At 39.3% G+C, this 20,490-nt stretch carries 21 protein-coding genes; 11 read left to right on the top strand and 10 right to left on the bottom strand.

Translation table 11 applies throughout. The features are described from left to right. Positions 1–29: 29 nt before the first annotated feature. The gene (locus IWX76_RS01510) at positions 30–440 is read left to right on the top strand and encodes an organic hydroperoxide resistance protein (RefSeq protein WP_196858094.1); all 411 of its coding nucleotides are present in this window, start codon (positions 30–32) and stop codon (positions 438–440) included. A 90-nt stretch (positions 441–530) separates the two neighbouring features. Here the strand turns inward: IWX76_RS01510 and mgtE are convergent, their stop codons facing one another. From mgtE to IWX76_RS01495, 3 genes are read right to left on the bottom strand one after another with little or no spacing between them, the layout of a single operon-like run. Further along, on the bottom strand, positions 531–1,880 hold the full coding sequence (mgtE, locus tag IWX76_RS01505) for a magnesium transporter (RefSeq protein WP_196858093.1): 1,350 nt from the start codon (positions 1,878–1,880) through the stop codon (positions 531–533). A gap of 1 nt (position 1,881) precedes the next feature. Next, positions 1,882–3,000: a magnesium/cobalt transporter CorA gene (gene corA / locus IWX76_RS01500; RefSeq protein ID WP_196858092.1), complete on the bottom strand. Its 1,119-nt coding sequence runs from the start codon at positions 2,998–3,000 to the stop codon at positions 1,882–1,884. A 4-nt stretch (positions 3,001–3,004) separates the two neighbouring features. After that, complete coding sequence (locus tag IWX76_RS01495) at positions 3,005–3,616, bottom strand: WbqC family protein (protein WP_196858091.1); 612 nt, start codon at positions 3,614–3,616, stop codon at positions 3,005–3,007. 37 nt (positions 3,617–3,653) lie between these two features. On the opposite strand from IWX76_RS01495, the gene IWX76_RS01490 reads away from it, so the two are divergent. Together IWX76_RS01490 and IWX76_RS01485 are read left to right on the top strand one after the other, a co-directional pair. Next, the gene (locus IWX76_RS01490; RefSeq protein WP_196858090.1) at positions 3,654–4,544 is read left to right on the top strand and encodes a lysophospholipid acyltransferase family protein; all 891 of its coding nucleotides are present in this window, start codon (positions 3,654–3,656) and stop codon (positions 4,542–4,544) included. Then, entirely contained in the window at positions 4,534–5,556 is a 1,023-nt protein-coding gene (locus tag IWX76_RS01485; protein WP_196858089.1) for a glycosyltransferase family 2 protein, read from the top strand. Before IWX76_RS01490 ends, IWX76_RS01485 begins: the two co-directional genes overlap by 11 nt. Here IWX76_RS01485 and aroQ read toward each other — a convergent pair. Next, complete coding sequence (gene aroQ, locus IWX76_RS01480) at positions 5,531–5,950, bottom strand: type II 3-dehydroquinate dehydratase (protein WP_196858088.1); 420 nt, start codon at positions 5,948–5,950, stop codon at positions 5,531–5,533. The genes IWX76_RS01485 and aroQ overlap by 26 nt on opposite strands. Before the next feature lie 45 nt (positions 5,951–5,995). Here aroQ and xerD point away from each other — a divergent pair, with 45 nt between their 5' ends. After that, entirely contained in the window at positions 5,996–6,895 is a 900-nt protein-coding gene (xerD, locus tag IWX76_RS01475; protein ID WP_196858087.1) for a site-specific tyrosine recombinase XerD, read from the top strand. A 1-nt stretch (position 6,896) separates the two neighbouring features. On the opposite strand, the gene prmC is transcribed toward xerD, so the two are convergent. Then, positions 6,897–7,739 (bottom strand): peptide chain release factor N(5)-glutamine methyltransferase, encoded by an 843-nt coding sequence (gene prmC / locus IWX76_RS01470; protein ID WP_196858086.1) that lies wholly within the window; start codon positions 7,737–7,739, stop codon positions 6,897–6,899. A gap of 48 nt (positions 7,740–7,787) precedes the next feature. Between prmC and ribD the strand changes: the two genes are divergently transcribed. The 4 genes from ribD (at position 7,788) to IWX76_RS01450 (ending at position 10,710) form a co-directional block, all read left to right on the top strand. Continuing rightward, complete coding sequence (gene ribD / locus IWX76_RS01465; RefSeq protein WP_196858085.1) at positions 7,788–8,843, top strand: bifunctional diaminohydroxyphosphoribosylaminopyrimidine deaminase/5-amino-6-(5-phosphoribosylamino)uracil reductase RibD; 1,056 nt, start codon at positions 7,788–7,790, stop codon at positions 8,841–8,843. After that, positions 8,840–9,703, top strand: coding sequence for an EamA family transporter (locus tag IWX76_RS01460; protein ID WP_196858084.1), 864 nt, complete (start codon positions 8,840–8,842; stop codon positions 9,701–9,703). Before ribD ends, IWX76_RS01460 begins: the two co-directional genes overlap by 4 nt. Beyond that, positions 9,693–10,307 (top strand): IMPACT family protein, encoded by a 615-nt coding sequence (locus IWX76_RS01455; RefSeq protein ID WP_196858083.1) that lies wholly within the window; start codon positions 9,693–9,695, stop codon positions 10,305–10,307. Before IWX76_RS01460 ends, IWX76_RS01455 begins: the two co-directional genes overlap by 11 nt. An 85-nt stretch (positions 10,308–10,392) precedes the next feature. Beyond that, positions 10,393–10,710 carry a hypothetical protein gene (locus tag IWX76_RS01450; protein ID WP_196858082.1) on the top strand — a complete coding sequence of 106 codons (318 nt, stop codon included), beginning with the start codon at positions 10,393–10,395 and terminating at the stop codon, positions 10,708–10,710. A 35-nt stretch (positions 10,711–10,745) separates the two neighbouring features. Here IWX76_RS01450 and IWX76_RS01445 read toward each other — a convergent pair whose 3' ends face one another. Continuing rightward, positions 10,746–11,609, bottom strand: coding sequence for a sigma-70 family RNA polymerase sigma factor (locus IWX76_RS01445; protein ID WP_196858081.1), 864 nt, complete (start codon positions 11,607–11,609; stop codon positions 10,746–10,748). A 345-nt stretch (positions 11,610–11,954) separates the two neighbouring features. On the opposite strand from IWX76_RS01445, the gene mnmA reads away from it, so the two are divergent. Next, on the top strand, positions 11,955–13,046 hold the full coding sequence (mnmA, locus tag IWX76_RS01440; protein ID WP_196858080.1) for a tRNA 2-thiouridine(34) synthase MnmA: 1,092 nt from the start codon (positions 11,955–11,957) through the stop codon (positions 13,044–13,046). A 57-nt stretch (positions 13,047–13,103) separates the two neighbouring features. Here mnmA and IWX76_RS01435 read toward each other — a convergent pair whose 3' ends face one another. Continuing rightward, the gene (locus IWX76_RS01435) at positions 13,104–13,616 is read right to left on the bottom strand and encodes a glutathione peroxidase (RefSeq protein WP_196858079.1); all 513 of its coding nucleotides are present in this window, start codon (positions 13,614–13,616) and stop codon (positions 13,104–13,106) included. A gap of 256 nt (positions 13,617–13,872) precedes the next feature. On the opposite strand from IWX76_RS01435, the gene topA reads away from it, so the two are divergent. Together topA and IWX76_RS01425 are read left to right on the top strand one after the other, a co-directional pair. Continuing rightward, a complete protein-coding gene (topA, locus tag IWX76_RS01430; protein WP_196858078.1) occupies positions 13,873–16,476 on the top strand; it encodes a type I DNA topoisomerase in 2,604 nt (867 codons plus the stop codon). A 13-nt stretch (positions 16,477–16,489) separates the two neighbouring features. Next, complete coding sequence (locus IWX76_RS01425) at positions 16,490–16,894, top strand: hypothetical protein (protein ID WP_196858077.1); 405 nt, start codon at positions 16,490–16,492, stop codon at positions 16,892–16,894. 2 nt (positions 16,895–16,896) lie between these two features. On the opposite strand, the gene IWX76_RS01420 is transcribed toward IWX76_RS01425, so the two are convergent. The 3 genes from IWX76_RS01420 to IWX76_RS01410 all read right to left on the bottom strand — a co-directional run bounded on the left by IWX76_RS01420 (position 16,897) and on the right by IWX76_RS01410 (position 20,490). Continuing rightward, positions 16,897–17,580: a lysoplasmalogenase family protein gene (locus IWX76_RS01420; RefSeq protein ID WP_196858076.1), complete on the bottom strand. Its 684-nt coding sequence runs from the start codon at positions 17,578–17,580 to the stop codon at positions 16,897–16,899. Positions 17,581–17,646: 66 nt separating this feature from the next. Next, on the bottom strand, positions 17,647–17,955 hold the full coding sequence (locus IWX76_RS01415; RefSeq protein ID WP_196858075.1) for an RNA recognition motif domain-containing protein: 309 nt from the start codon (positions 17,953–17,955) through the stop codon (positions 17,647–17,649). A 120-nt stretch (positions 17,956–18,075) separates the two neighbouring features. Continuing rightward, positions 18,076–20,490, bottom strand: coding sequence for an AsmA family protein (locus IWX76_RS01410; protein ID WP_196858074.1), 2,415 nt, complete (start codon positions 20,488–20,490; stop codon positions 18,076–18,078).

Genomic DNA, 20,490 nt, shown 5'->3' with positions numbered 1-20,490 from the left:
CATTTGTTGTACCTAAAATATAACATATAATGGAAAAACTATATACAGCTTCAGTAACCGCAACAGGCGGTAGAGACGGACATATTAAATCTAGTGATGGTCAGATTGAATTTGATGTGGTAAAACCCAGAGAAATGGGCGGTCAGGGAGGCGGCACAAATCCCGAACAATTATTTGCTGCAGCATGGGGACCATGTTACCTGGGTGCATTAAGTGCCGTAGCTAAGAATGATGGTGTTGATGTATCTGAAGCTAACGTTACGGTACACGTATCGTTTAATCAGGATGGAAATGCATTTGTATTATCTGCTGAATTAGATGTTCATATTCCAGGTATTTCTACAGAAGAAGCACAAGCCTTAGCTGATAAAGCGCATCGTGCCTGCCCGTACTCTAAAGCGACCAGAGGCAATATTGAATCAAAGGTTACTGCACTATAAATAAATAATATAGGCTATAAAAAAAAGGCAAAGCAGTGATGCTTTGCCTTTTTTTATGAATAATTTTAGCGTAACAAATAACAAAAAATTTTATAATAATAATTTACTAGCCAGGCCAAGTAAAAGGAAAAACCCAAAAACATCAGTGAAGGTTGTAATGATAATGGACGAAGCAATAGCAGGGTCAATGCCCACACGTTTTAAGATTAAGGGGATCCCCGCTCCTGTTACCCCTGCAACAACCAGGTTACCTGTCATCGCAAGGAAAATAACCACCCCTAATAAGGGATTACTATCGAAGAATAAGGCGACCACCAACACAATTAATCCTGTTACCGCCCCATTGATTAATCCCACAGTAAATTCTTTCAGTACGGTTCTATAAGCTTGCTGATCGGTTAAATCATATAAAGAAATCCTCCTTACCGTAACTGCAAGTGCTTGAGTAGCTGCATTTCCACCCATACCCGCAATAATAGTCATATAGGCAGTTAAAATAGCAATTTTAGCTAAGGTGGGTTCAAAGTATCGTACCACGGCCGAGGCTAGAAATGCCGTACCGAGATTAATAATCAGCCATGGTAGTCGTGATTTCACCGCTTCTACCCAATTACCGCTTAATTCCTCATCTTCCGAAACGCCGGAGATTTTTAAAATATCCTCTGTATTTTCATCTTCAATAACATCAATAACATCATCAAAGGTTACACGGCCTAATAAATGCATATCACGGTCAACAACCGGAATACTGGTCAGGTTATATTGAGAAATTAACCTGGCTACTTCTTCCTGGTCTGTATCAGGATAAACCCAGGCTACTTCTGCCTTCACCAGGGCTGTAATTTTAACATTACCCTTCGCTTTAATAATATCTTTCAGAGATACGATACCATGAAAGACGTTATGATCGTCTACAACAAATATGGTGTAAAACTCTTCAATGTCTTCACTTTGCCTGATGAGCTCCACTATGGCATCCTGCTTATTCAGGTTCAGGTTGATTTTAATAAACTCTGTGTTCATTAAACCACCTGCCGTATCTTCAGCGTAACTTAAGAGGTTCCTAATGTTCGATGCGTCATCCTCATTTAAGTCCTCCAGAATCTCCCGCTGCTCATGTGCATCTAATTGGGAGATAATATCGGTAGCATCATCATAATCAAGCTCTTCTACAATTTCTGTTCGCTTTTCCGGATGTAAAAGCAACAGTAATTCTTCAGGATGCGCTTCTTCATGCATCTCTGAAATCACTTCAGAAGCCACCTCAACAGGCAGTAAATTGATAATTCTTTCGCGGTCGTCCTGCTGGATGCTTTCAAATAAAATAGCAATTTCAGAGGCATGATAGGCCCCTAAAAGCACTTTTAAATGCTCATCATCGCCGTTTAAGGCCGACCTGATTTTTAGGACGTCGGTTTTGTCTAAGTCGAAAGATTGCATATTATTTAAACCACCCTTTCCGCCAGAAGTAGAAAACTTGTACTAAAGCAATAAGGGCCATTACAGCCATCGTATAGAGGTAACCATGTTCGGTATATAATTCGGGCATATTGTCTGGCAAGTCTTTTCCGGTTACCGGGTCTTGTTTCGCAAAATTCATACCGTATATACCTGCGATAAAAGTTAATGGAATAAAGATGGAGGAAATGATAGTAAGCACTTTCATGATTTGATTCATCCGGTTACTAATCAGGGAAAGGTACATATCCATGTTACTAATGCATATTTCTTTCAGCGACTCTACCATCTCTATGATTTGAATACTATGGTCATAAGCATCCTTGGTAAACATTTTTGTTTGATCGGTAATAAAAGGACTATCAGACCGCAGAATGTCATTTAATTTATCACGTTCCGCCCAGGCCACTCTTCTCACACTGATCAGGTTACGTTTTATTCCCTGGATGACGAAAACTAAAGAGCGGTCGGGTTTCTCTATAAGCTCATCATCAATGCGGTCAAGTTCATCTCCCCAGGTATTCAGCATAAAAAAATATTTATCGATTACCACATCCATAACGGCATACATCAGGTAACTGCTACCTGCGGTCCTAATGTTGCCTTTTCCGGCTTTTAAGCGTGCCCTAACCGGATCCATGCCATTAATGTGACCTTCCTGAAAAGTGAAGAGTACATTTTTCATTAAAATATAAGATACCTGCTCATTACCTAAGCCATTTTCTTCATCCACATATAACATCCTGCTGATTGCGAAGTCGTAACCATCATACTCCTCATATTTTGGGCGTTCGCTGGTTCGGGTAATATCTTCCAGAACCAGTTTATGGATATCAAACTCAAGTAGCAGTACCTCAAATAAGGCCTCTGATTTTAAACCCTTTACATCAATCCAATAGGTGTTTTGCGGATCTGACAAATGCGCCTTCAGTCCTGAGAGACTTTCAATTTTTTGACATAGGTAATGCCCTGCATGATAACTATGCAAGGTAATGACCGATGGAAGCGCACTTTCATCAATGTATACCAATCCTGGGCTGCTGCCCGCAATCGGTACATTATGGTGCTTTTTCTTTTTGCCTTTTTTTGGTTCTTTGCCCATTTGACTAAAGGTGGTTTTTTGCCTGTGGACCCTGACTAAAAAGTAAGTCTACAATACTCAAATTAGGCATAAAACCATTACGATCCTCAAATACCTGAAAATAAGGTTTCGCTGGGAAATCTAGTTCCGGATGTTTAAAATTACTCCGGTCCCTAAAATCTGCAGCCAGTCCGGCATCTTTGAAATATTCTGGCGTAAATTGGAGTTCCGTCGGTTTTTTAAGCTTCTTTAATACCCATTCAAAAAGTTCCTGGTTATAATCGTAAAGGAATTCATCCTTTTTTTCATAAAACGGGGCAAGCTCGTCCTCATAGTATTCAAAATAGGCAGAATTGCGATAGCAGTTTTGTAAACTTAACCAATGGAGCCGCTGCCATTTAAAATCATAACTGATTTTAACATCTTTAACCAGGGTATGCATCTTTGCGCCCTTCACCACAGGGATATACAAATCTAAAGGACCATTTGGTGAACAAATGCTGGTCCTGTTCCGAAAAGTTTGTTTTGGAAAATGCTCATGCGCTTCTAAGACAAAGTTAAAATCATGAGCCTGTAGCGCGGATAAATAACTCACCGGAGGAAGATAAAAAAGAGGAAAAATTGCGGGACTTTGCATTTGTTAACTATGTTTGCATTCTTAAATCGCCAAATTAATGATAAAAAAGGGGTTTTCTTATATTGGAATATTTTTTTTATACAGCTTAGCCCTGCTTCCTTTACCCGTTCTTTATACATTTTCTACCATTACCTATTATATATTGTATCATCTGGTTGGCTACCGTAGAAAAGTGGTTAGAGAAAATCTGCTTAATTCTTTTCCGGAAAAGGCTATGCCCGACATATTAAATATAGAAAAGACCTACTATCGCTATTTGAGTGACCTTATTTTCGAAATCATTAAAATGCCACTGATTTCTAAAAAAGAGCTACACAAAAGGTATAAATTTACAAACCTCCACCTTATTGAAGATCGTTTGCAGCGTGGAGAAAGCGTTATTGCTTGTTCTGCACACTATGGTAACTGGGAATGGGGCATGTTGGCTTTCGGGTTAAACTTGTCAGAGACGAAATATGTCATCTACAAACCTTTAAACAATAAGCTATTTGATTCCTGGTTTTATAACATGCGTGCGCGATTTGGCAATACCCCAATAGCCATGAAACAAACCTTAAGAACAATAGCGGTTTCCAGAAAAAAGCCAACGGTTTTTTGTTTTGCATCTGATCAAACGCCGGTTAGGGAACCGTCAAATCACTGGTTAACATTTTTACACCAAACCACTCCTGTGTTCACCGGACCAGAAAAAATAGCCATGCAAACCAACAGGCCCGTTTATTACCTGCGGGTAAGTGTGGTGAAAAGAGGATTTTACGAAGTTGAATGTGTACCTATCATCGAAAATCCTTCGTTATCCAGTGAGCATGAAATTACCACAGCGCAATTTAAATTGCTGGAAGACCATATTAACGCTGCGCCCCCGTATTGGTTATGGAGCCACAGGCGATGGAAACATAAACCAGAAAACGTAACTTATGAAGCCTAGTGTAGCTGTTGTCATTTTAAACTGGAATGGTAAACGTTTGTTACAACAGTTCCTGCCAAGTGTGGTTAACTCTAATTATCCCAACCTGCAAATTGTTGTTGGCGACAATTGTTCCAATGATGGTTCCGTAGAATTTGTTAAAACAACCTACCCCTTAATAACGGTGTTGCAAAATAAGCGTAACTACGGCTTTGCTGAAGGTTACAACAGGGTGTTGGCACAGGTGACTGCCGATTATTACGTGCTTTTAAATTCGGATGTGGAAGTACCGCAAGACTGGATTACACCCGTGATCAATCTGATGGAGACTGACGAACAAATAGCCGCTGCGCAGCCTAAAATTAAATGGCAGCTGGATAAAACGCAATATGAATATGCCGGGGCAGCCGGTGGCTTCCTGGATAAGTATGCTTTTCCATTTTGTCGCGGAAGGATATTTGATGCCGTTGAAAAAGATTTGGCGCAATATGATGATGTTAAAGAAGTATTTTGGGCCAGTGGTGCAGCTTTATTTATTAAAAGCACAGCATGGAAAGCAGTGGGCGGATTAGATGGTGATCTTTTTGCACACATGGAAGAAATAGATTTATGCTGGCGCTTAAAAAATAAGGGTTATAAAGTGATGTTTTGTCCGGATGCTGAGGTATACCATGTAGGTGGTGGATCATTAAATGCAACCAACCCTTTTAAAACATTCCTGAATTTTAGAAACAACCTGGTTATCATGCAAAAGAACCTCCCAAAAGCTGAGGTTTTCCAAATGATCTTTATTCGATTTTTTATAGACTTTGCGGCATTAATCCATTTCCTGATCAAAGGCGAAACAAAGTTTGCCTGGGCCGTTTCTAAGGCACACATAGATTTTTTTAAACGATTAAAAGAAACAAACCGTAAAAGAACGACTGTGCAACTCCCTTATTATCAACATAAAGGTGTTTTGCAATCCAGCATTGTTTACAATTACTTCATCAAGAAGATAAAGAGTTTTAACCATTTAACAGACTCTCTATAGCGAGTCTGTAACCGTCCATACCAAAACCGGTGAGTACACCTTTACAGTTTTTACCGGTTAGCGATACATGTCGGTATTCTTCGCGGGCATAAATGTTAGAAATGTGAACTTCAATTACCGGGGTATTTACACCAGCAATGGCATCAGCCAAAGCCACAGAGGTATGCGTATAACCGCCGGCATTAATAATGATCCCATCGTAAGTGAAACCTACCTCATGAATTTTATTAATCAGCTCCCCTTCTACATTACTTTGAAAATAACTTAACTCCTGCTCCTGGTATTTTTGCACCAATTCTTCGAAATAATCATCAAAACTTTTATTTCCATAGATTCCTGGCTCCCTAATGCCTAAAAGGTTTAAATTTGGCCCGTTAATTATTTGTATCTTCATGCTTTCCAAACTTAGTTGTAAAAATTTAGAGTATAAAATATTTGTGTGATTATTGACGCTTACTTAAAAGAATTTAAAACCTACTTAAAAATAGAACGGGCGCTATCTGCGAACTCTATCGACGCTTATATTAATGATGTTCATAAGCTGATCCAGTACTATGAGTTTACGGGTGTACCTGCAGAAGTTAAACAAATAGACCTCCGCACCTTAAAGTCCTTTGTGAACTGGCTAAACGAACTTGGGGTGTTACCAAATAGCCAGGCACGGATTATTTCGGGCTTAAAATCTTTTTTTACCTACTTGCTTATTGAAGAAGTGATTGCCAGCGACCCTGCTGAAATGCTGGAGGCGCCAAAACTAAGCCGTAAGCTACCCGATGTACTTCACGTAGAGGAAATCAATGCCCTTATTGAGGCTATAGACCTTTCTTCGGCCGAAGGCATGCGTAACAAAGCCATGATCGAAGTGTTATATGGTTGCGGCTTAAGGGTGTCTGAATTAATTAACCTGCGTATTTCTGACCTAAATATTGCCGCAGAATTCATTAAAGTCACCGGTAAAGGCAGTAAGGAACGCCTTATTCCAATTGGTCGTGTTGCCCTGAAATACATAGACATTTACCTGACGGAAGTACGCGTTCATGTTAACATCAAAAAAGGTTTCGAAGACTATATATTCCTTAACCGCAGTGGTACCAGAATCTCCCGTATTTCGGTGTTTACCATAATTAAAACATTAGCAGAAAAATCAGGGTTAAACAAGAGCATAAGTCCCCATACCTTCCGCCATTCTTTTGCCACCCATCTCATTGAAGGCGGTGCCGACCTGCGAGTGGTACAGGAAATGCTTGGCCATACCAGCATTACCACAACAGAAATCTACACTCATTTAGACCGCGATTACCTAAAGTCGATCATTACACAGTTCCATCCAAGAAATTAAGTTATTTACGGCAGCAAATCATCCGGTCTTTCCCCTGCATGTCTTTTCTTAAGACAATGTTTCTTAATCCTTTATCCCTTAATATTTGAACAGTTTCAGGACCAAGGTATTCGTTAATTTCAAAAAACAGGTAACCGTTTTCATGGAGGTTTGTGAGTGCAAAATCTGCAATGGCTTTGTAAAACAACAGCGGATTCTCATTAGTTACAAACAGTGCCTGGTGCGGCTCATGGTCTAAAACAAGGGGCTGCATGGCTGCCATTTCATCCTCTTTAATGTATGGCGGATTGCTAACGATAACGTCAAACATTAAATCTGATTGGTAACCGAGGATGCTGCCTGAAATAAATGATATAGCGGCATGATTAGCCAGGGCATTCTTTCTGGCCACTTCCAGGGCTTCGATAGAAACATCCATAGCATAAACTGTGGACTGTAAAAAGTGTTTTTTTAAACTCACTGCAATACAACCACTGCCCGTTCCAATATCTAAAATAGCTTTTTTACCACCAGAATCAACTTCATCAACTATCCATTGTACAAGTTCTTCGGTTTCCACCCTTGGGATTAACACATCAGCATTTACTACAAATTGAAGCCCGTAAAAATAAGCCTCCTGTAGAATGTGTTGGATCGGTAAGCCATTGTTTAATTTTTCTATGACTTGCAGGTAGCGCTCCTGTTCAAGAGGTTGCACCTCCTCCAATTGATTCAGCATCGCCTGACTTCTGTTCCAATTTGATATGCTTTCCATGGCCAGATAAAATATAGAAGAAGCTTCTTCTACATCATACACACTTGCAATTTTTTCAATAAAATGTTGCTTTAAAGCTTTAAAATTCATGCCTGGTAAAAGTAATGAAATCAAACTATATACCTTACTTTTGCGATAATGACGGATGAAATATTTATGCAGCGCTGTTTGGAACTTGCCGAAAATGGTATGAGTTCCGTAAGTCCGAATCCCATGGTGGGATGTGTGATTGTAAAAAACGGTAAAATTATTGGCGAAGGTTTTCACGCGAAAATCGGCCAGGCCCATGCCGAAGTCAACGCAGTAAAAGATGTGATTCTAAAATATGGTGAACAGGCCAATACGCTTTTAAAAGATGCCACCGTTTATGTAAGCCTGGAACCCTGCGCTCATTTTGGGAAGACGCCACCCTGCGCTGATCTGCTCATCAAACATGAAGTAGCCAAAGTGGTGATTGGCAACAATGATCCCTTTCCTGATGTGGATGGTAAAGGCATAGAAAAGCTTAAAAATGCAGGCATTGTAGTGGTACAAGGTGTACTGGAACAGCAATGCAGCCAGCTGAACCGCCGTTTTTTCACCCGAATTACCAAACAGCGTCCATATATTATATTGAAATGGGCACAGACCGCAAATGGGTATTTCTCCCCCCTAAATCCTTCAAAAAAATGGATCAGCACTGCGCTTGCTAAGAAAATGGTTCATAAATGGCGTACGGAAGAAGATGCCGTGCTGGTGGGTAAACAAACTGTAATTGCCGACGACCCGCAGTTGACTACCCGTGAATGGACAGGTAAAAATCCAATCCGTTTGGTCATTGATAAAAACCTTCAAATCCCTTTAGATAAACAGATTTTTAACGGTGCTGGCAAAACCATCATTTTCAATGAGCTGAAGTCTGCTTATTCAGAAAACCTGCAATATGTACAAATGGAAGATATGCACTATTATCTGCCGCAGAAAATTGCTTTCCAGTTATACCTCATGGATATTCAATCCGTCATTATTGAAGGTGGTGCAAATATACTTAACCAGTTTATACAAGCCGGACTATGGGATGAAGCCAGGGTCTTTAACTCCTCCGTTAACTGGGAAACAGGTGTGGCAGCGCCCGCTATACATGGTTTAATTACTGATGTTGTTGAAATAAGTCAGGATAAGCTTGTGGTTTACCAAAACTGGGAACGTCCATGATTTATATCTTAATTAGCATCTGCTGCAGCATTACAGTTGCCGTACTTTTAAAATTAGCTCGTCGTTATAAAATAGATGTCGTACAGGCCGTTACCTGGAATTACCTGGTTGCTATATTTTTGGCTGTTGTATTTTTTAAGCCACAAGTCAACGACTTGCTGCAACGCCCTGCCCCTGTTTATATGGCACTGGGCATTTTACTACCTGTAATTTTCTGGTTTCTGGCGGCCTCCATAAAAAACATAGGAATCGTTAAAACAGATATTGCCCAAAGACTTTCCTTATTTCTGCCTATCCTTGCTGCATACTTCATTTTCAACGAACAACTCAGCACATTCAAAATCATTGGCTTAGCGGTCGGTATGCTAGCTATTCTACTTACTTTACTTAAAAGAAATCAACAGTCTGGCGCAAGTTCAAACTGGGTATATCCCCTGGTGGTGTTTTTTGGTTTCGGCATCATTGACATTCTGTTTAAACAGGTGGCGCTGCTAAAAATCATCCCTTATACCACTTCATTAATCGTCGTGTTTAGCATCGCTTTTCTTATTTCATTGGTGTACATGCTAACCTTAGCTTATCAGAAGAAACATAAAATTGCCTTAATCAATGTGATCTGCGGAGTTTTTTTAGGGGTTTTTAATTTCGGTAATATCCTGTTTTACCTCAAAGCGCATCAGGCATTTGCCAGTAGCCCTTCTACCGTTTTTGCAGCCATGAACATGGGGGTAATTATTCTGGGAAGTATAATAGGTGTTGTTCTGTTTAAGGAAAAATTAAGTAAAGTTAATTACCTGGGCTTGTGTTTAGCACTGATGGCCATTGTTTTGATCACCCTATCACAGATTTATGTTATTTGACGATACGTATAAGACCGTTGAAGGCCCAGCTGAAGGCATCTTTAGAGATAAAGGGAGTAAGTTTATTGCTTATGCCTATCCTATTACCCAGGAAGAAGAAATTAAACCCATCCTGGCAAGCCTTCGTACAGAACACCCTAAAGCCAGGCATTTCTGCTGGGCTTTTCGTTTAACGCCTGATCGCAGTATTTTCCGGTTAAATGATGATGGAGAACCTTCGGGCACTGCAGGAAGACCAATTTTAAATACCTTACTTTCAGCCGACCTTACTAACCTGGTGGTTATTGTAGTACGGTATTTTGGTGGCACACTGTTGGGTGTGCCTGGATTAATTAACGCCTACAAAACAGCCACCGTAGAAGCACTGGCTAATGCAAAGGTCATAGAAAAAACGGTGAATGATCGTTACCAAATTACTTTCGATTATCTGGGTATGAATGAGGTCATGAAAGTGCTTAAAGAAGAACATATTGCTGTTGTTTCCCCTACCTACGATACCCGGTGCAGCATAAACATAGAAATTAGAAAGGCTAAACTTAATGCTGTATTAGGTCGTCTGGAAGCCATTGACACCTTAAAAGCAACCTACATCGGTACGGTTTAATCCATTAGATTTCTACGCTAAATTTAAAATCAGGAAACAATATTCGGATAAGAATGTTGAATTGATAAACAATAGGAATAAACTGATGTTAGAAAACTTAAATCATAAATTAGCGATATTTACCGGAAAATTGTTGTTAAACATTGAAGATGCAAGAGAAATGGAGGCTGGAAAAAGACTGATTTCTATTATTGCAGGCGCATATATGTTTCAACGTGGGGTAAGAATTATTACTAAATCGCCAGTTATTGCCGTGCAGGAAGTTTTATTAGGAAGTTTTCTTTTATATAACGGCGCTACGGGGATAAATTTACTTGCTTACAAAAAACCAAAGGAAGCTGCAGATATGCGTAGAAACCAAATTCAGGGCAATGAACCTGGGGCAGTCCCAGCTTTTGTGTAAAGAACCACCTTATTGGTTCTTTACACCTTTACACGCTAGTCGTTGTTTATTATTTTATTCTTGAACATCGTTGATCTCCGCCTTAGCTCCCGCAACGCTTTATCTTTAAGTTGCCTTACCCGCTCTTTACTCAAGCCATTTACCAGAGCAATTTCCTCCAACACCATCGCATCTTGTCCATTAAGTCCGAAATACAAGGAGATGATATTCCGTTCCCGTATAGGAAGGGTGTGTAATATTTTTCTGATATCAGAATAAAAAGAGTCTAACATAAGGTTATGATCTGCGCTGGGATGTTCATCAGAAAGCGTATCCAGCAAACAACAACCAACATCCTCACTCACCTCTGCATCAAGCGAAACCGTCATTCTGGCAATACTTAAGTGATCAGCAATTCTTTCCTGGTCCAGATCCAGGTATTTTGATAGCTCTACCAGAGATGGTAATCTTTCTAATTCTTGTTCAAGGGTTAGGGATGCCTTGTTAATTTTAGTGATCGAACTGATTTGATTTAAAGGAAGCCTGACAATACGGGTCTGGTCTGATATGGCCTGAAGTATAGATTGACGAATCCACCAAACGGCAAAAGAAATGAATTTGAAACCCTTAGTTTCATTAAAACGTTGCGCGGCTTTAATAAGCCCCATGTTTCCTTCATTAATTAAATCACCTAAAGACATGCCCCGATGCTGGTATTTTTTAGCTACCGATACCACAAACCTTAAATTGCACCTCACCAGCTGGTCCAATGCGCGTTCATCACCCTCCCTCACCCGTTTGGCCAGGCCTATTTCCTCTTCGAGACTTAAGAGGTCTATTTTTCCAATGTCGCTTAAATATTTATCCAGAGAAGCAGAGTCTCTGCTAGTGATGGTTTGCCCAATTTTTAACTGTCTCATGTTTTTTTAAATGTTAAATATTAATTCATCTCTTATCTATGTAAACAACCCTTGGTATTTATATTAATTAATAAAAAAGACATATTTTAAACTAAATATTATTCAAACTTCACTTTACCAAATATTAACACAATCATTTACATTTCAAAATAATTAAATCATTTTCTATCATAATCTTTTTAACATAATGTTAAAATCATCAGTTTATCAGACAAGTGTATTTAAGTTAAATAAGCGTCAACAGTAAACCGCCTGTCCATTCTGACCCGGCTTTTTACAAGCCATTGACCTCTTTACCTCAAACTTTACTTTAAAAGATTTACTTTTGTAGCTGAAAATAACACAATGAGTAAAAGAGGCAGAATATTAGTGGCCATGAGTGGCGGTGTTGACAGTTCTGTAGCTGCTGTAATGCTACACGAACAAGGGTATGAAGTAATTGGCCTAACCATGAAGACCTGGGATTATGCCACATCGGGTACAAGTGGTAAAGAAACGGGTTGCTGTAGTCTTGATAGTATCAATGACGCAAGAACACTTGCCGTTAATTACGGTTTCCCTCATTACATCCTGGACATCAGAGATGAATTTGGAGATTATGTTATCGATAACTTTGTAGATGAGTACCTGGCTGGCAGAACACCTAATCCATGTGTATTGTGTAATACCCATATCAAATGGGAAGCATTATTAAAACGTGCAAATAAACTAGATTGTGAATTTATTGCAACAGGGCATTACGCAAATATCAGACAACAAGACAGTGGCCGTTATGTGATCTCCAAAGGGCATGATGAGAATAAAGATCAATCTTATGTGCTATGGGGCGTTTCTCAGGAAAACCTTTCCCGTACACAATTTCCATTAGGATCTTTTGCGAAATCTGAGATTAGACAGATGGCTTTAGATATGGGCCAGGAAGAATTAGCAAAAAAGAGCGAAAGCTATGAAATTTGTTTTGTTCCAGATAATGACTATCGTGCATTTTTAAAACATAAAGTTGGTGACCTGGAAGCGAAAGTTGCCGGTGGTAATTTTGTAACCAGTGATGGTATGGTGGTAGGACAACATAAAGGTTATCCATTTTATACCATAGGCCAACGTAAAGGTTTGGGTATTGCCTTTGGCGAACCTATGTTCGTTACTCAGATTCTACCAGAAAGTAATACCGTGATGTTAGGTCGTGCAGATGAACTGGAGCGAGGTGAAGCCTTGGTACGTAACATCAACCTGGTTAAATATGGCAACATCAATGAACCTATGGATAACGTGATTACAAAAATTCGTTACAAAGATGCAGGTATGCTAAGTACTATTGTACAGGAAAATGATAAAATGCGCGTGGTATTCGACCATAAAGTATCCGCCATTGCGCCAGGACAAAGTGCGGTTTTCTATGAAGGAAACGACTTGTTAGGCGGAGGATTTCTTTGCTAAGAAAATATATTGAACATAAAAAAAGGGGCTTATGCCCCTTTTTTTATGGAATAATGTTTACTTCAGGTTAGTGGTAATGGCCGGATCTAAGGGTGTAACCTTCGAGCGGTAACGATGTACCAGGTTGCCTTGCTCATTAATTAGAAACTTCTCAAAGTTCCATTTAATTTCGCCCGTAAAATCTGCGTTCTGCGCTGTAGTGAGGTATTTAAATAAAGGATTGATATCAGCTCCCTTAACACTTACTTTCTCACTTAATAAAAAGGTAACCCCAAAATTCTTTTTACAGAATTCTTTAATCTCCTCATTGCTGGCTAACTCCTGGCCACCAAAATTGCCGGCAGGAAACCCAATAAGCACCACTTTATTGCCATACTGCTTGTGTAATTTCTCTAGTTCCTCATATTGAACAGTAAAGCCGCATTTAGATGCCGTGTTCACCAGTAAGATTTTTTTACCCTTAAACTGCGATAACTTAACCTCCTTACCATCGATAGTTTTGATTTTAAAATCGTAGATGTTTTTCGGCGGCGAAAAAAACAAAGTCAATAGAATTAATAAGATATTCATAGGTAATTGGATTAATGTTAACGAATTTAAGCATTAAAACTAAAGTAATATAAACGATCTGTAAAAACCGATATTTAGTTTTGAAATTTATTACGATATCGTTACCCAATATCCTTAATCTGTGTATTCTAACCACACTTCACTTCTAGGTATATCACTTGTTACACCTTCATTTTTGACTGTATCTTGATAAAAAATTAGATTCTATTTTGATTTTCGCGGTTATTATAGCTTTATTTGCAGAAAAACGTTCTGAATGGCGAAGAATTTATTAATAGTTGAGTCACCCGCAAAAGCTAAAACCATCGAAGGGTATTTAGGCAAGGATTTCCTGGTAAAATCAAGTTATGGACATATTCGTGACTTAGTGAAGGGGGATATGGGGATAGATGTTGCTAATAATTTCAGCCAGACCTATGAGGTACCTGCCGATAAAAAACAGGTGGTTGCTGAATTAAAGAAGCTAGCTAAATCTGCCGAAATGGTATGGCTAGCGTCCGATGAGGACCGTGAAGGGGAAGCGATTTCCTGGCACCTTTTTGAAACATTAGGGCTGCAGGAGAACAAAACCAAAAGAATCGTTTTTCATGAAATCACTAAACCTGCCATCCTTAAAGCCATTGAAACGCCCAGAACCATAGACTATAACTTAGTTTATGCCCAACAGGCACGCCGTGTGCTGGATCGTTTGGTGGGTTTCGAACTCTCTCCGGTATTATGGCGTAAAATCAAACCTTCTCTCTCCGCAGGCAGGGTACAATCTGTAGCCGTAAGGTTAATTGTAGATCGTGAAAGAGAATATAATAACTTCAAGCCCGTAGCAGCATTCAAAGTGAGTGCGCAGTTTTTTACGGATAAACAAAAGGAACTCGTTAAAGCTGAATTACCACAACGATTTGATAAAGAAGCTGATGCCGAAAAGTTTTTAAACGATTGTGTTCAGGCCGACTTTCAAGTGACTAGCCTGGAAACAAAACCTGCTAAACGTAATCCTGCTGCACCATTTACCACCTCTACTTTACAACAGGAAGCTTCCAGAAAATTAGGATTTTCTGTGGCCAGAACCATGCAGGTAGCGCAACGCTTGTATGAAAGTGGTAAGATTACCTATATGCGAACCGATTCTGTAAACTTATCTGAAACTGCCATTCAGGCTGCATCCAAAGAGATCAAATCTGCTTACGGCGATAAATACTTGCATACCCGCATCTATAAAACTAAATCAGCAGGCGCTCAGGAGGCTCACGAAGCCATCAGACCTACTTACTTTAGTGAACACACCATAACTGGCGATAGCTCTGAACAACGTTTGTACGACCTGATATGGAAGCGTGCAATCGCTTCTCAAATGAGTGAAGCCCTTTTTGAAAAAACAACTGCTCATATTGCCATTAGCACCAGGCCAGAACATTTAGTGGCCGAAGGTGAAGTACTGAAATTTGATGGTTTCTTAACCGTCTACCTGGAATCAATAGATGATGATGACCAGGATGAAAACGATAGTAACTACTTATTGCCGCCATTAGCGAAAGGGCAACCTTTAAAGTTGAAAGAAATGAATGCTGTTGAACGATTCTCTCGTCCGCCGGCAAGATACACCGAGGCTAGTCTGGTGAAGAAATTAGAAGAACTAGGTATTGGCCGTCCGTCAACCTACGCCCCAACAATTTCTACCATTCAAAATCGTGGTTATGTAGTCAAAGAAGAAAAAGAAGGTAAACAACGCTCCTTTACTTCCTTGACTTTAGCAAATGACACCGTACAAAAACAAATAAAAACTGAAATTACGGGTGCTGAAAAGAATAAATTATTTCCTACAGATATTGGGGAGGTGGTCAATGACTTTTTAGTGGAGCATTTTAAAGATATTGTCAACTTTAACTTTACCGCTAAAGTGGAAAAGGAATTTGATGAAATTGCACAAGGCTTACAGGAATGGACAAAAATGCTCCACTCCTTCTATACACCTTTCCACCAGGAAGTAGAAACCACTTTAGAGACCGCCGACAGAGCCAATGGCGAAAGGCTATTAGGCCTGGATCCTGCAACGGGTAAGAATGTTTATGCTAAAGTCGGTAAATACGGTCCTTTAGTACAGATTGGTCAGAATGATGATGAAGAAAAACCTCGCTATGCAAGTTTGCCTAAATCACAAACTGTAGCCACCATCAGTCTGGAGGATGCTTTAGAGCAATTTAAACTTCCATTTCAATTAGCAGATTACCAGGATAAAGAAGTATCTATAGGCGTTGGTCGTTTCGGTCCTTATGTGAAATGGGGAGAAGCATTTATATCCGTTCCAAAAAACGAAGATCCCTTATCTATTGATATTGAACGGGCCATCGAGATTATTGACGAAAAAATCCTAGCTGATGCACCTGTTGCACATTACCAGGATTTGCCTGTTACCAAAGGTACAGGTAGGTTTGGTCCTTTTATCAAATGGAACGATTTGTTTATCAATGTACCTAAGGCTTATGATTTCGAGAACCTTCGCGACCAGGACATCAATGAACTGATTGGTAAGAAGGTGGAAAAAGAAGCCAACCGTTACATTCAGCAGTGGAATGCAGATAAGATTGCCATAGAAAACGGGCGTTGGGGTCCCTTTATCCGTTTTGGAAAAGAAATGCTCAAATTGAGTAAAAACCCAGCTACCAATGATAAGTATACGCAGGAAGAACTGAAGGAACTTAGTTTAGAAGTCGTTAAAAAACTGATCGAAGAACAAATTCCTAATGCCTTTGAGGTTAAAAAGAAAGCAGTAAAGAAAAAAGCAGCCGCTAAACCTGGTGCTCCAGTTAAAAAGGCAGCAGCAAAAAAACCAGCAGCGAAGAAAAAAGTAGTTAAAGCAAAATAACTATAGATCATTTATGAAAAAGGACCTCCCAGAAAATATTGTCCAAGATGTTGCCATGGCCGTTGTACTGATGAATGAAACGCCGGAAGTGAAAAATTGGACAGTTTACCTGGTAAACTTGAAAGATGAACCCATCACCAACGTGTTAATTAGTGCTAAAGGTTATGGTGAAAAAGATGGACGTGTAGTAAAGACTTCGGTTTTACGTCACTTCCTAGGCGACATTGCTCCTCATTCGTTTGCGGGTGTTGAAGCCATTGATACAGAAGTGTTCGGTTTAACTAATGAATATTGGTTAAGCTATTACATAGGTGGTACCATTTACGATAAGAAATTTATATTCCTGCCGGAAAGCATTGTTGATGAAAACCTGATGAAGATACCGCTGGTAAATAAACCAGGAGTAATGATTAAATAAGGCTATTGATGATGCAGTAGCTGGCGTTCAACACCACCGATAATCACGAGGTACTGCCCAATAACATAACCACTAAACAAAACTAGCGAAGCACCACTAAAAGGTGCAACAAACTTGTTTACCGTGAATACGGCTAAAGTTAGCGCCAGGCAAATCGATCCAGTCAGAATCAATTTAAAGCTAAGTTCATTCACTCGCTGGTTTCTGAAAATAGCCATCATTAACAACATACTGATTAAAAAGGTGGCTAACATTACCGCTAGCACATCTTGCCTCACATAAGGCCTTAGATAGATGTAAAACCCCATTCCTAATATGGCACAGGTAGCTATACCTATTCTTGCGCCACTTTTATCCAATTCTTGCGCTGACCTGAAATCCAGGTAAAATGCACGGATATAAAAAATGGTGGCAAAACCAATAACGATAAAAGTATATACAGGCAGAGATGCATGACCATGGTAAAACAGCATGATCAGATCAGCCAGTCCAGCAAAACAAAGACCTGTAAAAAGTCTTTTATGAAACCGGCCTTTAAGCCTGGTATTTACAAAAAAATAAATAAGCAGAGATAATACCATACATGGTCGGGCGACCTGGTATAAAACAGCATCCTGAAAAAATGCCGATGCCAATAAAAGACTGAAAACAATAAAATAGAGCAAGCTAAATGCCTTATGTTTCATCAACATGAGCAAGGTGTTAAAATAAAACAACCAGCTGTAATCAAATTACAGCCAGTTATATATATTTTAGTAGCTTCTTTCTCTATTGTTGTTACGCTTAAAGCCACCGCCAGCAGCACCGCCACCAGTATTAGGTTTTTCTTGCGCTTCAGCAACTTTAATACGGTTACCATTGTAATCGCCGCCATTCATTCTTTTAATGGCTTCCTTCGCTTCCTCGTCGTTTGGCATTTCTACAAAACCAAAACCACGGCTCTGACCCGTTTCGCGATCCTTGATAATCCTAAGTGATTTTACTTGACCGAAATCACCAAATACGGCCGTCAATTCATCTTCCCCTACTTCTAAAGGAAGGCCTGTAATAAATATCTTCATTAATGTCTAAAAATTTATACAAAACTAACGAAATAATATGTCGAATTTGCAATGTGAGTGTAAGTTAAACCATTTTTTCTTATTGATTTATCAACAATTCAAAAAATAAAAGGTTTTGTATTATTTTTTATCCTTATTCCATTTCAACTTAATCTTGCCATCTTCTCCATCTACAGCCACAATTCTAAGTACTAAACCACGCATTCTTTTTTCCCTGCGCTCCGCTGCATCCTCAATGAGTTTGTCTTTTTTCGGATTCCGAAGTGGTATATCTAGAGCAATATGCGTTCCCTGTGTAAAAGAATAAATACCTGCAATATCCATATTTAATACACTGGAGCTTATTTGCATCGGGTTTATGGTAATCCTGTTGCCCTTCAAGTCAAACTTACCATTTAAATTGCTAAACGTAATGTTGTTTAGGTTTCTTAAGGGGAAGGCAAATTTAGCCACATTAAGTATAGGGTCGAAGTTGTTTAATTCTCCCCTTTTTAAGTCAAAAATAACATTCCCATAAATTGAATTTTTCTGTAATGTACCGCGATCTGTAATCACGCCTTTCAGATTCGTTTTAGCAAATAAAAAGCCCTTTAAATTTTCTGAAGTCAGGGTGGTTAACCCAAAATTATTAAATGCCCTAAAGAAAGCTTTGATATCAACCTTGCTAATGTTGGCATTGAGGGCAAATAAATTGTTCTGGCCCTTCTGTGTCAAGGTTCCATTTAATTTCAGTGACCCGCCCGCATGATTTATTTTCACGTTTTTCAGCGCCATTCCGCTTTGCGATAGGTATAAATTGGCTTGTGCATCAGTGGCCAGAAACTTGTTATAATATACTTTATCCAGACGCAGGTCTAAATCTACATTACTTTTTTCGAAAGCCGCTGCAAGGTTATCCGAGAAGGAACCCGACTTTTTCCGTTTCTTAGCTACCGTTTTACGTGCACCCAAAAAGCCGAAGAATTCGCCCAAATGGATTTGAGGACTCCTCACCTGCCAGGACAACAAGATTTTTTCTGGCGCATTGTAATACAGGTTAAGGAAGTTTTTAACCGTACCTTCCATCAGCACTACACTTTTTCCACTTTGTAACTTCAGGTTTTTAATCAACAGGTCTTTTTCCGTGAAATGGAGAGAAATAGACGTATTTTTAAACTGCAGGTTACGTGGAACATAATTGATAGACGCATCGTCAATGATCACCGTTCCTTGTACATATGGCTTGTTTAACTGCAGGTCTACCATATCGGCCTTGTAATGTAAATTAACCCGGGCAGTACCTTTTTCAAACTTTAACAGGTCATCGCCAATCACTTCATTCAACCGTTCAATATTAAAATTTGATCTGATTACCCCGGTAGCCACCGGCCTGTCGAAATTATTTATGGCTGCTGTATCTACCTGGAAAGGAATGCCTTCAAAATCACCTGTAAATTGATAGAGTTTTATCGCAGAATTTGCATCATTAAACCCCCTACCTTGGTATTGGTTATTTGTAAAACTGCCATTAAAACTACATTTAGTTATTTTACCACCCGGAGTGGTCAGCGTATTATTTTTTACGATTGTAGCTACGCGTATGGAAGGATCTCCACCACCCCCCAGATTACCTACGATATCACAATTCACATCTAAAGGTTTTTCAAAATCGAACTTCCCTAATTTTGTCCTCACTTTTGGTAGAAGCAGGCTGTTAGCCTGTTTCCAGTGAATCTGGTCTGCTTTTATATTTAAGGTAAAGGTTACCGGATCTGGCGCAAAGTAAAACTTTCCCGCCACCCTGAAATTTCCATCGCCGATTTTTAAACGGTTTTCTTCGACGGTTATCATATCTGATTTATCATTGTAAAATACAGAAAAAGGTCCTTCTATCTCTTTATCTTTAATAAAACTTCCCTTTTTCGTGTTGAATGCAAAACTATTTACCTTCGTTTTAAGCTTAAAACGGGCATGCCAGCCTGTAGATGGATAATCTATTTTCCCTGATAAATTACTAATAGCAAAATCAAAAAGTTTATTTCCTTTTTGATTGTCTACCTTAAAGCTAACTTTAGTTAAGGAGAACCTTTTTAGCTCAGTCGACATACCGCTTTCCCCTGTTTCAGCAGTATCAGTTTTTTTCTTAAAAACAGCGGTATTGCTATAACCATTAGTATCGGTATACAGATAAATAGAGGCGTCTTCTATATCAATTTTTTTTATCTGTATGGTTCCCTTAAGCATGGCCAGGGTGTTTAAGGAGATGTTAAATTTTTTGGCCTTTAATAAAGTATGCTGGTGACGCTGCCATTGTTTATCGCGAAGTTCAACGTCCGTGAGTAATAACGATACACCTGGGAAACTCTTTAATAACGTAGGGTCCATCCCTCCGATGGTCATGTTGCCATCCAAATTTTTATTAAGAGCCGCAGTAATGGAAACCAGCAGTTCCTTTTTATTCAGGTTAACATAAATGGCTAAAGCGATAAATACAATAAGGAATAATCCCAGCAGTGCAGAAAGGATTTGTAGGGTGAGTTTTGTCCAGCGAGGCAT

Origin of the sequence: Pedobacter sp. CAN_A7 (genome assembly GCF_015752175.1) — a bacterium.
GTDB lineage: Bacteria > Bacteroidota > Bacteroidia > Sphingobacteriales > Sphingobacteriaceae > Pedobacter.
This window is presented reverse-complemented; position numbering and strand designations above follow the sequence as displayed.